General features: G+C 63.9%; 14 protein-coding genes. 12 read left to right on the top strand and 2 right to left on the bottom strand.

Annotation, left to right across the window (positions count from 1 at the left end; all coding sequences use genetic code 11):
• Positions 1 to 117 precede the first annotated feature (117 nt).
• A complete protein-coding gene (locus LT40_RS11145) occupies positions 118 to 1,011 on the top strand; it encodes a LysR family transcriptional regulator (protein WP_043189996.1) in 894 nt (297 codons plus the stop codon).
• A 184-nt stretch (positions 1,012 to 1,195) separates the two neighbouring features.
• Complete coding sequence (locus LT40_RS11150; RefSeq protein ID WP_043189998.1) at positions 1,196 to 2,017, top strand: aldo/keto reductase; 822 nt, start codon at positions 1,196 to 1,198, stop codon at positions 2,015 to 2,017.
• A gap of 30 nt (positions 2,018 to 2,047) precedes the next feature.
• On the opposite strand, the gene LT40_RS11155 is transcribed toward LT40_RS11150, so the two are convergent.
• Together LT40_RS11155 and LT40_RS11160 are read right to left on the bottom strand one after the other, a co-directional pair.
• Positions 2,048 to 2,581: a DUF4174 domain-containing protein gene (locus LT40_RS11155; protein WP_043190000.1), complete on the bottom strand. Its 534-nt coding sequence runs from the start codon at positions 2,579 to 2,581 to the stop codon at positions 2,048 to 2,050.
• A gap of 34 nt (positions 2,582 to 2,615) precedes the next feature.
• On the bottom strand, positions 2,616 to 3,515 hold the full coding sequence (locus tag LT40_RS11160; protein ID WP_148308552.1) for an EamA family transporter: 900 nt from the start codon (positions 3,513 to 3,515) through the stop codon (positions 2,616 to 2,618).
• 213 nt (positions 3,516 to 3,728) lie between these two features.
• On the opposite strand from LT40_RS11160, the gene LT40_RS11165 reads away from it, so the two are divergent.
• From LT40_RS11165 to prpF, 10 genes are all read left to right on the top strand, one after another.
• Complete coding sequence (locus LT40_RS11165; RefSeq protein WP_043190004.1) at positions 3,729 to 4,154, top strand: hypothetical protein; 426 nt, start codon at positions 3,729 to 3,731, stop codon at positions 4,152 to 4,154.
• Between the two features lie 52 nt (positions 4,155 to 4,206).
• Positions 4,207 to 4,929, top strand: coding sequence for a GNAT family N-acetyltransferase (locus LT40_RS11170; protein ID WP_043190007.1), 723 nt, complete (start codon positions 4,207 to 4,209; stop codon positions 4,927 to 4,929).
• Between the two features lie 75 nt (positions 4,930 to 5,004).
• Positions 5,005 to 6,732: a gamma-glutamyltransferase gene (gene ggt, locus LT40_RS11175; protein WP_043190009.1), complete on the top strand. Its 1,728-nt coding sequence runs from the start codon at positions 5,005 to 5,007 to the stop codon at positions 6,730 to 6,732.
• 147 nt (positions 6,733 to 6,879) lie between these two features.
• Entirely contained in the window at positions 6,880 to 7,443 is a 564-nt protein-coding gene (locus tag LT40_RS11180; RefSeq protein WP_043190012.1) for a type 1 glutamine amidotransferase domain-containing protein, read from the top strand.
• A 33-nt stretch (positions 7,444 to 7,476) separates the two neighbouring features.
• Entirely contained in the window at positions 7,477 to 8,559 is a 1,083-nt protein-coding gene (locus LT40_RS11185) for an alkene reductase (protein ID WP_043190015.1), read from the top strand.
• A 178-nt stretch (positions 8,560 to 8,737) separates the two neighbouring features.
• Complete coding sequence (locus LT40_RS11190) at positions 8,738 to 9,439, top strand: GntR family transcriptional regulator (protein WP_043190018.1); 702 nt, start codon at positions 8,738 to 8,740, stop codon at positions 9,437 to 9,439.
• Positions 9,436 to 10,323 (top strand): methylisocitrate lyase, encoded by an 888-nt coding sequence (gene prpB / locus LT40_RS11195; protein WP_043190021.1) that lies wholly within the window; start codon positions 9,436 to 9,438, stop codon positions 10,321 to 10,323. Before LT40_RS11190 ends, prpB begins: the two co-directional genes overlap by 4 nt.
• Before the next feature lie 40 nt (positions 10,324 to 10,363).
• Complete coding sequence (prpC, locus tag LT40_RS11200) at positions 10,364 to 11,491, top strand: bifunctional 2-methylcitrate synthase/citrate synthase (RefSeq protein ID WP_043190022.1); 1,128 nt, start codon at positions 10,364 to 10,366, stop codon at positions 11,489 to 11,491.
• A 150-nt stretch (positions 11,492 to 11,641) separates the two neighbouring features.
• A complete protein-coding gene (gene acnD, locus LT40_RS11205) occupies positions 11,642 to 14,257 on the top strand; it encodes a Fe/S-dependent 2-methylisocitrate dehydratase AcnD (RefSeq protein ID WP_043190025.1) in 2,616 nt (871 codons plus the stop codon).
• 10 nt (positions 14,258 to 14,267) lie between these two features.
• Entirely contained in the window at positions 14,268 to 15,452 is a 1,185-nt protein-coding gene (prpF, locus tag LT40_RS11210; RefSeq protein ID WP_043190026.1) for a 2-methylaconitate cis-trans isomerase PrpF, read from the top strand.
• The last annotated feature ends 10 nt before the right edge of the window (positions 15,453 to 15,462 follow it).

Below are 15,462 nucleotides of genomic sequence, written 5' to 3' on the forward strand. Positions count from 1 at the left end.
TTTATTGTTTGTCATGGCGCCGTCCGTGCCGCGACGGCGTGGGTGCAGGTATCTTCTCCCCGCACGGCTAATTTGTTAATTTTGTTTTTCTTCGGTATTGATTGGTTTTCCAAATAGATGAACGTCAAACAGCTCCGCGCCTTTCTCGCCGTGGCCCAGGCCCTGAGCTTTGCCCAGGCGGGCGAAAAATTGCACCTGTCCCAGCCTGCGCTGAGCCTGACCATCAAGGGCCTGGAAGAAGACCTGGGCGGCGCGCTGCTGATCCGTACCACGCGCAGCGTCAGCCTCACGCCCGAAGGCGAAGCCCTGCTGCCGCTGGCCCGGCGCCTCCTGGCGGATTGGGACAACACCGAGGAGCTGCTGCGCCAGCACTTCACCCTGCAATTGGGCAAGGTGTCCATCGCGGCCATGCCGTCGTTCGCCGGCAACCTGTTGCCCGGGGCACTGCGGATCTTTCGCGACCGCTACCCACGGGTCAACGTCGCCGTGCATGATGTGATCAACGAGCAGGTGGTGGAGATGGTTCGCCATCGCCGGGTCGAACTGGGCATCGGCTTCGAGCCTGAAAGCACGTCTTCGCTGGTGTTCACGCCCTTCTACACCGATCGGTTCGTGGCCGTTGTGCCGGCCGACTCGCCCCTGGCTGAGCAAGCGGCGGTCACTTGGCAGACCCTGCTGGCCTATGACTTCATTGCCCTGCAGCGACCTTCAGCGGTGCGCCTGCTGCTGGAAAGCGCCGTCAGCGAGGAGCACGGCAAGCTGGCGGTGGCGTTCGAAAGTCACCAGTTGAGCACCATCGGGCGCATGGTCGCCCATGGCCTGGGCGTCAGCGCGGTACCGGCCCTGTGCATCGAGCAGATGCACGAACTGGGGGCGCGCTGCGTGCCGCTGGAGTCGCCCAGCGTCGAGCGTCGAATCGGCCTGATGCGTCTGCCGGACCACAAGCTTTCGGCCGCCGCACACGCGCTGATGGAAGTGCTGCTGGAGCACACGGCCCACCGTCGCCAATGACCCTGTCACCCGACGGTTTGAACCGCAGCCCGATGACACTGCCCAACCCACAGGCCCCTTGTAGCAGCGGCGCAAGCCGCGTCAGCGGTCCCCGCGGTATTCTGACCCACCGCGTCGAGGCCGGACGCGGCTTGCGCCGCTGCTACAGGGGAGCTCAATTCCTTTTCCATCGAGGAGCATTGTGATGAGCAGCATCGATCTCGCCGGCAGGCCGGTTCCACGGATTGGCCAGGGCACCTGGCGTATGGGCGAGGATCCGGCTCGTGCCAAGCAGGAAATTGCCGCATTGCAGGAAGGCATCGACCTGAGCCTGACCTTGCTCGACACCGCTGAAATGTACGGCGAAGGCGGTGCCGAGAAAATCGTCGGCCAGGCCATCCAGGGCCGCCGGGACCAGGTCATGCTGGTCAGCAAGGTCTACCCCCATAACGCCAGCCTCCGGGGCGTGGCGCAAGCCTGCGAGCGCAGCCTGCAGCGCATGCAGGTGGAGCACATCGACCTGTACCTGCTGCACTGGCGTGGTCAGTACCCGCTGAGCGAAACGGTGGAAGCCTTCGAGCGTCTGCGTGAGCAGGGCAAGATCGGCGCCTGGGGCGTGTCGAATTTCGATGTCGATGACATGATCGAGCTGAACGATGAACGCTGTGCGACCAACCAGGTGCTGTACAACCTGGAAGAGCGCGGCATCGAGTTCGACCTGCTGCCCTGGTGTGCCGAGCGGGCAATGCCGGTGATGGCCTACTGTCCGATTGCCCAGGGCGGCCGCTTGCTCGACCAACCGGCATTACGCCAGGTTGCGCAGCGCCACGGCGTCACGCCGGCGCAAGCCTGCCTGGCCTGGGTCATTCGCCGTGAAGGGGTGATCGCCATCCCCAAAGCCTCCACGGCCGAACATGTGCGCCTGAACGCCGCCGCCCTGCACGTCAAACTCGATGCCGAAGACTTCGCCGCGTTGGATCGAGCCTACCCGGCACCACAACGCAAGCAGCGGCTCAACATGGTCTGAAGCCGCCGCGTGCCGCCGACCGAGGCGCCGTCAATCGTCCAGCGGTTGCGGCGCCTTGCTCGGTTTCGCGGCCTTGGCGGGCTTGTTCGTCGGCTCCTGCGCGGCGGCTGCGACCGGGGCTGGCGCATTGGCCTCCTTCTCGGCTGCGGGCAATTGATCGATGGTACTGAACAGCTGCGCAGGCTCCACGTAGCCCGCCTGTTCGAGCTTTTTCTCGCCATCCTTGCCCAGCAGCACGAACTTCTGACTGGAGCCGGCGCCCAGCTTGAGGTCGCGGATCAGGGACATGGTCGCCTGTGGATCGAGGTCCTTGCCGTCGCGCTGGCCAATGGTGTTGATCACGGTGTAAAGCACCATGCCGCGTTGCTTGAATCCATCGCGGTTGGCCGGCTCTTCCAGCGCCTTGCGCAGCTTGAGCAGGTTGGGATCCACCGAGCTCGGTGCGATCACCACCAGCGGCCGCAGCCGCCCGCGGTCCTGGGCCAGTGGGCTGTCGCCATCGGCGGCCAGCAGGGGCGCGGCGAATGCGAACAGTGTGGCGAGGGTCAGCGACCGGATCATCATGCTCCATCTCCTTGACGTATCGATGCCCTCATCATTACAGAGATTTGGCCCTCGTGCGAGCCGGGGCCAGACGGCCGAACAGGCTGCTGCCGAACACATTGATCAACAGCCCGATCATGACCAGCGCGCCGCCCCACCACTGCAAGGCGCCCAGCCGCTCACCAAGAATCCACGCCGAAGAACTCAAGCCCACCACCGGCACCAGCAGCGAAAATGGCGCCACCTTGCCGGCCGGATAGCGCGACAGCAACGTGCTCCACAGGCTGTAGCCGAGCACAGTGGCCACGGCCGCCAGATAGACCAGGCTGCCGATAGACTTCCAGCCGATGCCCAACAGCGACTGCTGGATCAGCGCCGGCCCTTCCAGCCACAACGACAACGCGAAGAACGGCAACGGCGGGATCAGTGCGCCCCAGATCACCAGCGCGACCAGGTCGATGTCACCGAAGCGACGGGTGATGATGTTGCCCATCGCCCACATCGACGCGGCGCACAGGGTCAGCAGCACGGCCACCAGCGGCGTCGCCTGATCGCTTTCCAAACCGATCATCGCCAGACCGCCGGCGGCGACCAGCAGCCCCACCACACTGGCTGCGCGCAGACGCTCGCCAATGAACAGCGCGGCGAAGAACAAGGTGAAAAACGCCTGGGACTGCAGCACCAGCGAAGCCAGACCTGCTGGCATACCATTGGCCATCGCCTCGAACAGAAACGCGAACTGGCCCAGGGAAATGGTCGCGCCATAGGCGATCAGCCAGCGCAGCGGCAGGTTCGGACGGCGGATGAAGAACACTGCCGGAATCGCTACCAAGGTGAAACGCAGGCCGCCCAGCAGCATTGGCGGCAGGCCGTCCAGCCCGTAGCGAATCACCACGAAATTCAGGCCCCAGACGACAATCACGATCAGGGCCAACATCAGGTCTCTCGGTGCCACGGTACCTCCACAGGTTCAGGTCAGTCCGTACGGGCAGCGGCCCCTTCCATGGGAGGGCGACTGCGCTGATCAGCCCGATCATTCTTGCCTATCCCGGACCTGCGCGGGAACCTGTTTCAAAACTTTTCTGAAATGGCTCACCAGGCCGAACGTTCCGTCCCGGCCCACGCTTGAGCTAGAGTGCACGCACAGTGCCATTTCGGGAGTCGAACGATGCGTGTGTTCTGGGTAATGCTGGTTGCGGTGGGCTTGTCGGGTTGCACTTCGTTCCGCGCCGACACGGAACACCTGAAGGCGGTACCGGCCGAGCGCCTGTCAGCCTGGCAACAGACGCTGGCGACCTCGAGCGAGCTGGTGGTGGACCGCGACATCGGCATCATGGGCGGCGGCTGCTACGTCGCCTTGATGATCGACCGCGAGCCTGCGGCGCTCATGGCCGTGGGCGAGGTCGCAACCTTCCACCTGCCGCCTGGCGAACACATCGTCGGCATTACCACCGACAAACAGGGCGGCATGCTGTGCAGCAAGGGCCGCCTGGACCGCGAGTTGCGCTTGCAGACAAGCGCTGGCCAGCGCCAGCACCTGCGTATCGTCAGCGAAGCCAAGAGCGGCTTCGGCATCGTGCTGGATCCGCGCTGAGTCTGCCGCGCCTGCTTGCCTTTCCCCATCGTTCACCTCACCAGGAGTCGCCATGCCCAGCCAGGCTCAGCAGTACAACACGCACCAGCAGCCGATCGGCCACACCTTGCCAGACTGGACTGCACGCCCTCGCCCGGCCCATGAAGTCATCGAGGGTCGCTACTGCCGCCTCGAACCCTTGAACGCGACCGCCCACGCCGAAGACTTGTACAGCGGCTATTGCCAGCAGACCGACGGCAGCGACTGGACCTACCTGCCGGTCGGCCCGTTCGCCGACCTCGACAGCTATCGCCTGCATGTGCAGAACGCTGCAGCCAGCCAGGACCCGCAGCACTGGGCAGTGATCGACCTGCGTACCCAACGTGCGGTGGGCACCCTGGCGTTGATGCGCATGGACCCCACAAACGGCGTTATCGAAGTGGGCCACGTGGCGTTCTCGCCGCTGATGAAACGCACGCCGATTTCAACCGAGGCCCAGTACCTGTTGATGCGGCTGGTGTTCGACGAACTGGGCTACCGCCGCTACGAATGGAAATGCGATGCCCTCAACGCACCGTCGCGCAAGGCCGCCGAGCGACTGGGCTTCAGCTTCGAAGGCATCTTTCGTCAGGCATTGGTGTACAAGGGGCGCAACCGCGACACTGCCTGGTTTTCCATCATCGACGGCGAATGGCCTGCGCTGCGCGGCGCGTTCGAGCGCTGGCTGGCCATGGAAAACTTCGACGACGCGGGCCAGCAGTTGACGGCCTTGACCGCCTGTCGCCAGCAGGATTGAGAAACACGGCTATCCTTGCGGATGGCGAAGCGATTCGCCTGTGTGCTCCCCATCCACCGCATAAGAGAGCTGCCCTTGAAACTCGAACACCTGCCCAAGTCACTGATTGCCATCACCTTCGCGCTGGTACCTGTCGTTGGATTCGCCGCCTCCCCGGCCCCCGTCGCCGCCCAGAACGGCATGGTCGTCACCGCGCAGCAACTGGCCACCCACATTGGCGTGGACGTGCTCAAGGACGGCGGCAATGCCGTCGACGCTGCGGTGGCCGTAGCCTACGCCCTGGCCGTGGTCTACCCGGCTGCGGGCAACATCGGCGGTGGTGGTTTCATGACCCTGCAGATGGCCGACGGCCGCAAGACCTTTCTCGACTTCCGCGAGAAGGCGCCATTGGCCGCCACCCCGGACATGTACCTGGACAAGGCCGGCAACGTCATCGAAGGGCTGAGCACCGACGGCCACCTGTCGGTGGGCATTCCAGGCACCGTCTCGGGCATGGAGCTGGCCTTGCAGAAGTACGGCACCTTCAAGCGTGCCGACCTGCTCGCACCGGCCATCAAGCTGGCGGACGAGGGCTTTACCCTTGGCCAGGGCGACGTTGATCTGCTGGAAACCGCCACCGAGGACTTCCGCAAGGACAGCCAGGACTCGGCGAAGATCTTCCTCAACCAGGGCCAGCCGTTCAAGGCCGGTGACAAACTGGTGCAGAAAGACCTGGCGCGCACCCTGCGGGAAATCGCCGACAAGGGCAACGCCGGCTTCTATCAGGGCTGGGTGGCCAAGGCCATCGTCGATTCGAGCCGGGCCGGCAAGGGCATCATCACCCAGGCCGACCTCGACAAGTACAAGACTCGCGAGCTGGACCCCATCGAGTGCGACTACCGCGGCTACCATGTAATTTCCGCGCCACCACCCAGCTCGGGCGGTGTGGTCATCTGCCAGATCATGAACATCCTGCAGGGCTACCCGATGGCCGAGCTGGGCTACGGCTCGGCACAGGGCATGCACTACCAGATCGAAGCCATGCGCCACGCCTACGTGGACCGCAACAGCTACCTGGGCGACCCGGACTTCGTCAAGAACCCCATCGCCCACCTGCTCGACGCTAACTACGCAACCAAAATCCGCAACAGCATCGAGCCGAACAAGGCCGGCGTTTCGGCCGAGATCAAACCCGGCGTGGCGCCCCATGAAGGCAGCAACACCACTCACTACTCCATCGTCGATCAGTGGGGCAATGCCGTTTCGGTGACCTACACCCTCAACGGCTGGTTCGGCGCGCGGGTCATGGCCAGCGGCACCGGCATCCTGCTCAACGACGAGATGGACGACTTCACTTCAAAGGTCGGCGTGGCCAACATGTATGGCTTGGTGCAGGGCGAAGCCAACGCCATCGCCCCCTACAAGACGCCGCTGTCGTCCATGAGCCCGACCATCGTCACCAAGGACGGCAAGCCGGTCATGGTACTCGGCACGCCCGGTGGCAGCCGGATCATCACCGCGACCTTGCTGACCATGCTCAACGTCATCGACTATGGCATGGACATCCAGCAGGCGGTCAATGCGCCGCGCTTCCATCAACAGTGGATGCCCGACGTCACCAACCTGGAACACTTCGCTATCAGCCCGGATACGCGCAAGATTCTCGAAAGCTGGGGGCACAAGTTCGGTGAGCCACAGGATGCCAATCACCTGGCCGCAATCCTGGTCGGCGCGCCTTCACTAGGTGGCAAGCCCGTTGCCAACAACCGTTTCTACGGTGCCAACGATCCACGCCGTAACACCGGCCTTGCCGAAGGCTACTGAGCCTATTAACACGCGGTCAGGCCAGTGCATGGGCCTGACCGCGCGCACCACCGGTGAACGATCCACCTGAACTTTCCATTTTCCCCCGCGCTCAGATTTTTTGATTGCCTGGCACGCCAGGCCTTAACTGACCCGAGGAAAATACACATGGCTACCCAACTGCAAGGCAAGAAAGTCCTGTTCATCACCGCCAACACCGGTATCGAGCGTGACGAATTGCTCAAGCCCGTTGAAGCATTGCGCGCAGCCGGCGCCACCGTGACCCACGCCTCCAGCGAAGGCGGCACCGTGCAGACCTTCCAACAGGACACCGAAAAAGACCGCACCGTCGAATCCGACGGCAAGATCCAGGGCCTCAACGCCAGCGACTTCGATGCACTGGTAATCCCAGGCGGTACCGTCAACGCCGACACCCTGCGTCAGGACACCGATGCCCAGCAACTGGTCAAGGCCTTCGCCGATGCAGGCAAAGTGGTCGCTGCCATCTGCCACGGCCCATGGCTGCTGATCAATGCCGGCGTCATTCCCGGCAAGACCCTGACCTCCTACCCCAGCGTCAGCCTCGACCTGACCAACGCCAAGGCCGCGGGCTGGGTCGACCAGGAAGTCATGCAGTGTGGTGCCAATGGCTGGACCCTGATCACCTCGCGTACACCTGACGATATCCCTGCGTTCAACGACGCCATCATCAAGGCCCTCGGCGCAGCCTGAGCAGCCCTTCCACTTACAGATAAGGGAGCCTAGATGCCTTCTCTATTCGATTCGATCCAGATTGGCGAGCAGCAGTTGCCCAACCGGATGCTGATGGCCCCGCTGACACGCGGCCGCGCCACTCGCAATCACGTACCCACCGACCTGATGATCGAGTACTACACCCAGCGCGCCAGCGCTGGGCTGATCATCACCGAAGCGACCGGCATTACCCAGGAAGGCCTGGGTTGGCCCTACGCGCCAGGCATCTGGAGCGATGAGCAGGTCGAAGGCTGGAAGAAGATCACCGCTGCCGTACATGAGGCCGGCGGCCGCATCGACTTGCAGCTCTGGCACATGGGCCGCATCGTTCACCCCAGCTTCCTCGGCGGTGCACAGCCGGTGTCGTCTTCGGCGACGACTGCACCAGGCCACACCCATACCTATGACGGCAAGCAACCCTACGTGGAAGCGCGCCCCCTGGGTATTCACGAGATTCCAAGGCTGCTGGACGATTACGAGCACGCCGCGAAAAACGCCATGCGCGCCGGCTTCGATGGCGTGCAGATCCATGCCGCCAACGGCTACCTGATCGACCAGTTCCTGCGCGACAACAGCAACTTCCGCGACGACGCCTACGGTGGCTCGGTGGAAAACCGCATTCGCCTGTTGACCGAGGTCACCCAGCGGGTCGTCGACACCATCGGTGCCGAACGCACCGGTGTGCGCCTATCGCCCAACGGCGATTCGCAGGGCGTCAACGACAGTGATCCGGAAACCCTGTTCTCCGCTGCAGCGGCTGCGCTGGACAGGATCGGCATCGCTTATCTCGAACTGCGTGAACCGCCGTTCGATGGCACCTTCGGCAAAGCCGATCGGCCACCGGTGCACCCGGTGATCCGCAAGGCGTTCAGCCGTACGCTGGTGCTCAATTCCGACTACACCCACGAAAAAGCGCAGGCTGCGCTGGACGCCGGTGAAGCCGATGCGATCGCTTTCGGTCGCCCGTTCCTGGCCAACCCGGATTTGCCTCATCGGTTCGCCAAAGGCCTGCCGTTGAACAAGGATGTCATGGAAACCTGGTACAGCCAGGGTCCAGAAGGCTATGTGGACTACCCCACAGCCGAAGAAAAGTAAAACGGAACCGGGGGCCAAGCGCCCCCGATCTCACCACTGATTGTCGACACTTTCGTTTGCATGTATTGACTGAATCGCTGAACAGGACTATTTTTTTGTCACTACCTGTCCAGGTGTCGACAATATGTCCCTTACCGCTGTTTCGCCTTCATCCCTCTCCGATCTGGACCTCGCGTCCATGCCCACTGCCGTTCCGGTCGAAACCGAAACGCTGTCGGAAAGTGTCTTCCGCCGTATCCAGGCGGCGATCATCAGCGGTGAAATAGCCCCTGGCAGCAAGATTTCAGAACCTGAACTGGCGCGCACCTATGGCATCAGCCGCGGCCCGCTGCGCGAAGCCATCCACCGTCTAGAAGGCCAGCGCCTGCTCGTTCGAATCCCCCATGTGGGCGCCCGGGTGGTATCGCTGAACCACGCCGAACTCATCGAACTCTACGAAATCCGCGAGTCTCTCGAAGGCATGGCCTGTCGATTGGCCGCCGAACGCATGAGCCAGGCGCAGATCGACGAGTTGCGCGAGGTGTTGGCCACCCATGAACGCGATGCTGCGTTTCAGGCGGGCGTCGGCTACTACCAGCAGGAAGGCGATTTCGATTTCCACTACCGAATCATCCAGGGCAGCGGCAACAGCACGCTGGTGCAGATGCTCTGCGACGACCTGTACCAACTGGTGCGCATGTATCGCATCCAGTTCTCCGCCACGCCCAATCGTCCGCATCAGGCTTTCGCCGAACACCACCGTATCCTCGACGCCATCGCCGAGCGCGACGGTGAACTGGCCGAGTTGCTCATGCGCAGGCACATCGCTGCCTCCAAACGCAACGTCGAACGCCACTACCTGGAACCCAACCAGAACAACACCCCAGGAGCCAAACCATGAGTCAGCCCCACAGCCCCGGCCAACGCTTTCGCCAGGCACTCGCCGAGGAGTCGCCCTTGCAGGTGGTCGGCACCATCAATGCCAACCATGCCCTGCTTGCCCAACGGGCCGGCTTCAAGGCCATCTATCTGTCCGGTGGCGGCGTCGCAGCTGGCTCGCTGGGCTTGCCCGACCTGGGCATCACCGGCCTGGACGATGTGCTGACCGATGTGCGCCGCATCACTGACGTGTGCGAACTGCCGCTGCTGGTCGACGTCGACACCGGCTTCGGCTCTTCGGCTTTCAACGTCGCCCGCACCGTCAAGTCGATGATCAAGTTCGGTGCTGCGGCCATGCACATCGAAGACCAGGTGGGCGCCAAGCGCTGCGGCCACCGGCCGAACAAGGAGATCGTTTCCCAGCAGGAAATGGTCGACCGTATCAAGGCCGCCGTGGATGCCCGCACCGATGACAGCTTCGTGATCATGGCGCGTACCGATGCCCTGGCGGTGGAGGGCCTTGAGTCGGCCCTGGACCGTGCTGCGGCGTGCATCGAGGCAGGTGCGGACATGGTCTTCCCCGAAGCCATCACCGAACTGCAGATGTACCAGCTGTTCGCCAGCCGCGTGAAAGCGCCGATTCTGGCCAACATCACCGAGTTCGGCGCTACCCCGCTGTTCACCACCGAACAGCTCGGTGGCGTGGGCGTGGGCCTGGTGCTCTACCCACTCTCCGCATTCCGCGCCATGAACAAGGCCGCCGAGAATGTCTACACGGCGATCCGCCGCGACGGCACCCAACAGAACGTGGTCGACACCATGCAGACACGTATGGAGTTGTACGAGGCCATCGACTACCACGAGTTCGAACGCAAACTCGATGCGCTGTTCGCCCAGAAAAAGTAATCGCTGCATTCCTACAACAATTCCAAGATCGGAGAAAACCATGGCCGAAGCAAAAGTACTCAGTGGCGCTGGCTTGCGTGGCCAGGTGGCCGGACAAACCGCGTTGTCGACCGTCGGCATGCCCGGTGCCGGGCTGACCTATCGCGGCTATGACGTACGCGAACTGGCCGAACACGCCCTGTTCGAAGAAGTCGCCTACCTGCTGCTGCACGGCGAGCTGCCCACCCACGACGAGCTGGCCGCCTACCAGGGCAAGCTGCGCAGCCTGCGTGATCTTCCGCAGCCCTTGAAGGAAGTGCTCGAACGCATTCCGTCCAATACCCACCCGATGGATGTGATGCGCACCGGCGCCTCCTTCCTCGGCACCCTGGAGCCGGAGCGCACCTTCGGTCAGCAGGAGCACGTCACTGACCGCCTGCTGGCGGCCTTCCCGGCAATCATGTGCTACTGGTATCGCTACAGTCACCACGGCGTTCGGATCGCTTGCACCAGCGACGAAGACACCTTCGCCGGGCACTTCCTGTACCTGCTGCATGGCAAATCGCCGAGCGAGTTGCACAGCAAGGTGATGGACGTTTCGCTGATCCTCTACGCCGAGCACGAATTCAACGCCTCGACCTTCACTGCCCGCGTGTGCGCCTCGACCCTGTCGGACATGTACTCCTGCGTGACCGCCGCCATCGGCTCGCTGCGCGGTCCGCTGCACGGCGGGGCCAACGAAGCGGCCATGGCCATGATCCAGAAGTTCGCGTCGCCCGAAGAAGCGGTGCGCGGCACCTTGGCCATGCTCGAGCGCAAGGACAAGATCATGGGCTTCGGCCATGCCGTGTACAAAGACAACGATCCGCGCAACGAAGTGATCAAGGGCTGGGCCAGGAAGCTGGCTGACGAGGCCGGCGACAAGGTTCTCTATCCGGTCTCCGAAGCCATCGACAAGACCATGTGGGAGCAGAAGAAGCTGTTTCCCAACGCCGATTTCTACCACGCCTCGGCGTACCACTTCATGGGCATCGCCACCGAGCTGTTCACGCCGATTTTCGTCTGCTCGCGGGTGACCGGCTGGGCAGCCCATGTGTTCGAGCAGCGGGCCAACAACCGAATCATTCGCCCCAGCGCCGAATACGTCGGCGTGGAGCAGCGTGCATTCGTGCCCCTGGATCGCCGCTGACCGGACGGACCCCTTCGCGGGCAGATGGCTCGCCGCCCGCCCCGCTCCCACATTCCCATAGTGCTCAAGACGTACGGGTCCATGTGGGAGCGGGTTCTACCCGCGAAGGCCGCCCCGCCGAACTTTTGCCTTGCACCGTGAGCCGACCTGATGAACACACAACACCGCAAGTCGCTACCCAACTCGCCGCTGGACTATTACGACGCCCAAGACGCCGTCGAAGCCCTCCAGCCCGGCGCCTATGCCACCCTGCCCTACACTTCCCGCGTACTGGCGGAAAACCTGGTGCGCCGCTGTGACCCCGCCACTCTGGACGCCTCGCTGCGCCAACTGATCGAACGCAAACGCGACCTGGACTTTCCCTGGTACCCGGCGCGGGTGGTGTGCCACGACATCCTCGGCCAGACCGCCCTGGTCGACCTGGCCGGCCTGCGTGACGCCATCGCGTCCCAGGGCGGCGACCCGGCCCTGGTCAACCCAGTGGTGCCCACCCAACTGATCGTCGATCACTCGCTGGCCGTGGAAAGCGCCGGCTTCGATCCGCAGGCGTTCGAGAAAAACCGCGCCATCGAAGACCGTCGCAACGAAGACCGCTTCCACTTCATCGACTGGACGCGCAAGGCCTTCAAGAACGTCGACGTCATCCCGCCCGGCAACGGCATCATGCACCAGATCAATCTGGAGAAGATGTCGCCGGTGATCCAGGTTCGCGAAGGCGTTGCCTTTCCCGACACCTGTGTCGGCACCGACAGCCACACGCCCCATGTCGACGCGCTGGGCGTGGTCGCCATCGGCGTGGGTGGTCTGGAAGCCGAAAGCGTGATGCTCGGCCGCGCCTCGTGGATGCGCCTGCCCGAGATCGTCGGGGTCGAGCTGGCCGGGCAGCTGCAACCGGGCATCACCGCCACTGACATGGTCCTGGCGCTGACCCAGTACCTGCGCCAGCAGAAAGTCGTGGGTGCCTATCTGGAGTTCTTCGGTGAAGGCGCGCGGGCGCTGACCCTGGGCGACCGCGCCACCATCTCCAATATGGCGCCGGAATACGGCGCCACGGCCGCGATGTTCGCGATCGACCAGCAGACCATCGACTACCTGCGCCTGACCGGTCGCGAAGAGCAGCAAGTGCAACTGGTGGAAGACTATGCACGCCTGACCGGCCTGTGGGCCGACAGCCTGGACGCGGTCGTCTATGAACGCGACCTGCGTTTCGATCTGTCCAGTGTGGTGCGCAACATGGCCGGCCCCAGCAATCCGCACGCACGGGTCGCGACCAGCGACCTGGCCGCCGAGGGCATCGCAGGCCCCTGGACAGACGTGCCTGGGCAGATGCCGGACGGCGCGGTGATCATCGCGGCCATCACCAGTTGCACCAACACCAGCAACCCGCGCAACGTCATCGCTGCCGGCCTGCTGGCGCGCAACGCCAACCGCCTGGGCCTGACCCGCAAGCCCTGGGTCAAATCGTCCTTGGCGCCCGGCTCGAAAACCGTGGCCCTGTACCTGGACGAAGCCGGTCTGACCGACGAGCTGGAAACCCTGGGCTTCGGCATCGTGGCGTTTGCCTGCACCACCTGCAACGGCATGTCCGGCGCCCTTGACCCGGTGATTCAGCAAGAGATCATCCAGCGTGACCTGTACGCCACTGCGGTGCTCTCGGGCAACCGCAACTTCGATGGACGTATCCACCCCTATGCGCGTCAGGCCTTTCTGGCTTCGCCGCCGCTGGTGGTGGCGTATGCGATTGCCGGCACTATTCGTTTCGACATCGAAAAAGACGTGCTCGGCCTCGACCCGCAGGGTCAGCCCATCCGTCTCAAGGACATCTGGCCCAGCGATGAGGAAGTCAACGCGGTGGTCAAATCGTCGGTGAAGCCGGAGCAGTTTCGCCAGGTGTACATCCCCATGTTCGCCATCCACGAGGATACCGGCCCGAAAGTCGCACCGCTCTATGACTGGCGGCCGGCCAGCACCTACATCCGCCGTCCGCCGTACTGGGAAGGCGCCCTGGCCGGCGAGCGCACGCTCAAGGGCATGCGCCCCCTGGCCGTGCTGCCGGACAACATCACCACCGACCACCTGTCGCCGTCCAACGCGATCATGCTCGACAGCGCCGCCGGTGAGTACCTGGCGAAAATGGGCTTGCCCGAAGAAGACTTCAACTCCTACGCCACCCATCGCGGCGATCACCTGACCGCGCAACGGGCGACGTTCGCCAACCCCAAGCTGTTCAACGAAATGGTGGTGGAAAACGGTAAGGTCCGCCAAGGCTCGCTGGCGCGCCTGGAACCCGAGGGCCAAGTCATGCGCATGTGGGAAGCCATCGAGATCTACATGCAGCGCAAGCAACCGTTGATCATCATTGCCGGCGCCGACTACGGCCAGGGTTCATCGCGCGACTGGGCGGCCAAAGGTGTGCGCCTGGCCGGGGTCGAGGCCATTGCCGCCGAGGGCTTCGAGCGTATCCATCGCACCAACCTGGTGGGCATGGGCGTGCTGCCGCTGCAGTTCGATTCCGGCACCGACCGCAAGACCCTGGGCATCGACGGCACCGAGGTGTTCGACGTGGTCGGTCGATTGACGCCACAGGCGCGCCTGACCCTGATCATCGAACGGCGTGACGGCGAGCGTGTGGAAGTACCGGTGACCTGCCGCCTGGACACTGCTGAAGAAGTATCGATCTACGAAGCTGGCGGCGTGCTGCAACGCTTCGCGCAGGACTTTTTGCAGGCAACTGCACCCACCCACGCCGCGGCCGACGCCTACTGAGGATTGCCCCATGACCCAGCTTCGCATCCCCGCCACCTACCTGCGCGGTGGCACCAGCAAAGGCGTGTTCTTCAACCTTGCCAACCTGCCCGAACCGGCGCGCCGGCCGGGCCCGGCGCGCGATGCCCTGCTGCTGCGGGTAATCGGCAGCCCCGACCCCTATGGCAAACAGATCGACGGCATGGGTGGCGCCACGTCGAGCACCAGCAAGACGGTGATCGTCAGCCCCAGCAGCCAGCCGGGGCATGACATCGACTACCTGTTCGGTCAGGTCTCCATCGACAGCGCTTTCGTCGACTGGAGCGGCAACTGCGGCAACTTGTCGGCAGCGGTCGGTCCGTTTGCCATCAGCCAGGGCCTGATCGATCCTGCTCGCGTACCCCACGACGGCATCGCCACGGTGCGCGTCTGGCAGGCCAACATCGGCAAGACCATCATCGCCCACGTGCCCATGAGCGATGGCGAGGTTCAGGAGACCGGCGATTTCGAACTGGACGGCGTGACCTTCCCTGCTGCCGAAGTGCAACTCGAGTTTCTTGATCCAGCGGCCGAGGCCGAAGGCGCGGCCGGGGCAATGTTCCCCACCGGCAATCTCATCGACGAGTTGGACGTCCCCGGCGTGGGCCGCTTCCAAGCCACGCTGATCAATGCCGGGATCCCGACCATCTTCATCGACGCTGCGGCGCTGGGCTACAGCGGTTGCGAGTTGCAGGAGGCAATCAACGGCGATCCGCAGGCGTTGGCACGGCTGGAGGCCATCCGCGCCCACGGCGCGTTGCGCATGGGTTTGATCACCCGTGTGGAAGAGGCGCAAACCCGCCAGCACACGCCCAAAGTCGCCTTCGTCGCACCACCGGCCGATTATCTTGCCTCCAGTGGCAAGCCCGTGGCGGCGGCCGATATCGACTTGACCGTGCGGGCGGTGTCCATGGGCAAGCTGCACCACGCCATGATGGGCACTGCAGCGGTGGCCATCGGCACGGCTGCAGCCATCCCCGGCACGCTGGTCAACCGCGCGGCCGGCGGCGGCCTGCGCAACACGGTGTGCTTCGGCCATCCCTCGGGCACCCTACGCGTGGGCGCTGAGGCCAACGAGGTCGCTGGCCAGTGGCAGGTGACCAAGGCCATCATGAGCCGCAGCGCTCGGGTATTGATGGAGGGTTGGGTGCGAGTCCCGGCGCAGACCCTCACCTGACCCCGTGCAC

The organism is Pseudomonas rhizosphaerae (genome assembly GCF_000761155.1).
Taxonomy (GTDB): Bacteria; Pseudomonadota; Gammaproteobacteria; order Pseudomonadales; family Pseudomonadaceae; genus Aquipseudomonas; species Aquipseudomonas rhizosphaerae.

Bases quoted from the DNA above. Each gene is read 5' to 3' on its own strand.
- LT40_RS11145 (WP_043189996.1), top strand. From the start codon at position 118: ATGAACGTCAAACAGCTCCGCGCCTTTCTCGCCGTGGCCCAGGCCCTG.
- LT40_RS11150 (WP_043189998.1), top strand. From the start codon at position 1,196: ATGAGCAGCATCGATCTCGCCGGCAGGCCGGTTCCACGGATTGGCCAG.
- LT40_RS11155 (WP_043190000.1), bottom strand. From the start codon at position 2,581: ATGATGATCCGGTCGCTGACCCTCGCCACACTGTTCGCATTCGCCGCG.
- LT40_RS11165 (WP_043190004.1), top strand. From the start codon at position 3,729: ATGCGTGTGTTCTGGGTAATGCTGGTTGCGGTGGGCTTGTCGGGTTGC.
- LT40_RS11170 (WP_043190007.1), top strand. From the start codon at position 4,207: ATGCCCAGCCAGGCTCAGCAGTACAACACGCACCAGCAGCCGATCGGC.
- LT40_RS11180 (WP_043190012.1), top strand. From the start codon at position 6,880: ATGGCTACCCAACTGCAAGGCAAGAAAGTCCTGTTCATCACCGCCAAC.
- LT40_RS11185 (WP_043190015.1), top strand. From the start codon at position 7,477: ATGCCTTCTCTATTCGATTCGATCCAGATTGGCGAGCAGCAGTTGCCC.
- LT40_RS11190 (WP_043190018.1), top strand. From the start codon at position 8,738: ATGCCCACTGCCGTTCCGGTCGAAACCGAAACGCTGTCGGAAAGTGTC.
- prpB (WP_043190021.1), top strand. From the start codon at position 9,436: ATGAGTCAGCCCCACAGCCCCGGCCAACGCTTTCGCCAGGCACTCGCC.
- prpC (WP_043190022.1), top strand. From the start codon at position 10,364: ATGGCCGAAGCAAAAGTACTCAGTGGCGCTGGCTTGCGTGGCCAGGTG.
- acnD (WP_043190025.1), top strand. From the start codon at position 11,642: ATGAACACACAACACCGCAAGTCGCTACCCAACTCGCCGCTGGACTAT.
- prpF (WP_043190026.1), top strand. From the start codon at position 14,268: ATGACCCAGCTTCGCATCCCCGCCACCTACCTGCGCGGTGGCACCAGC.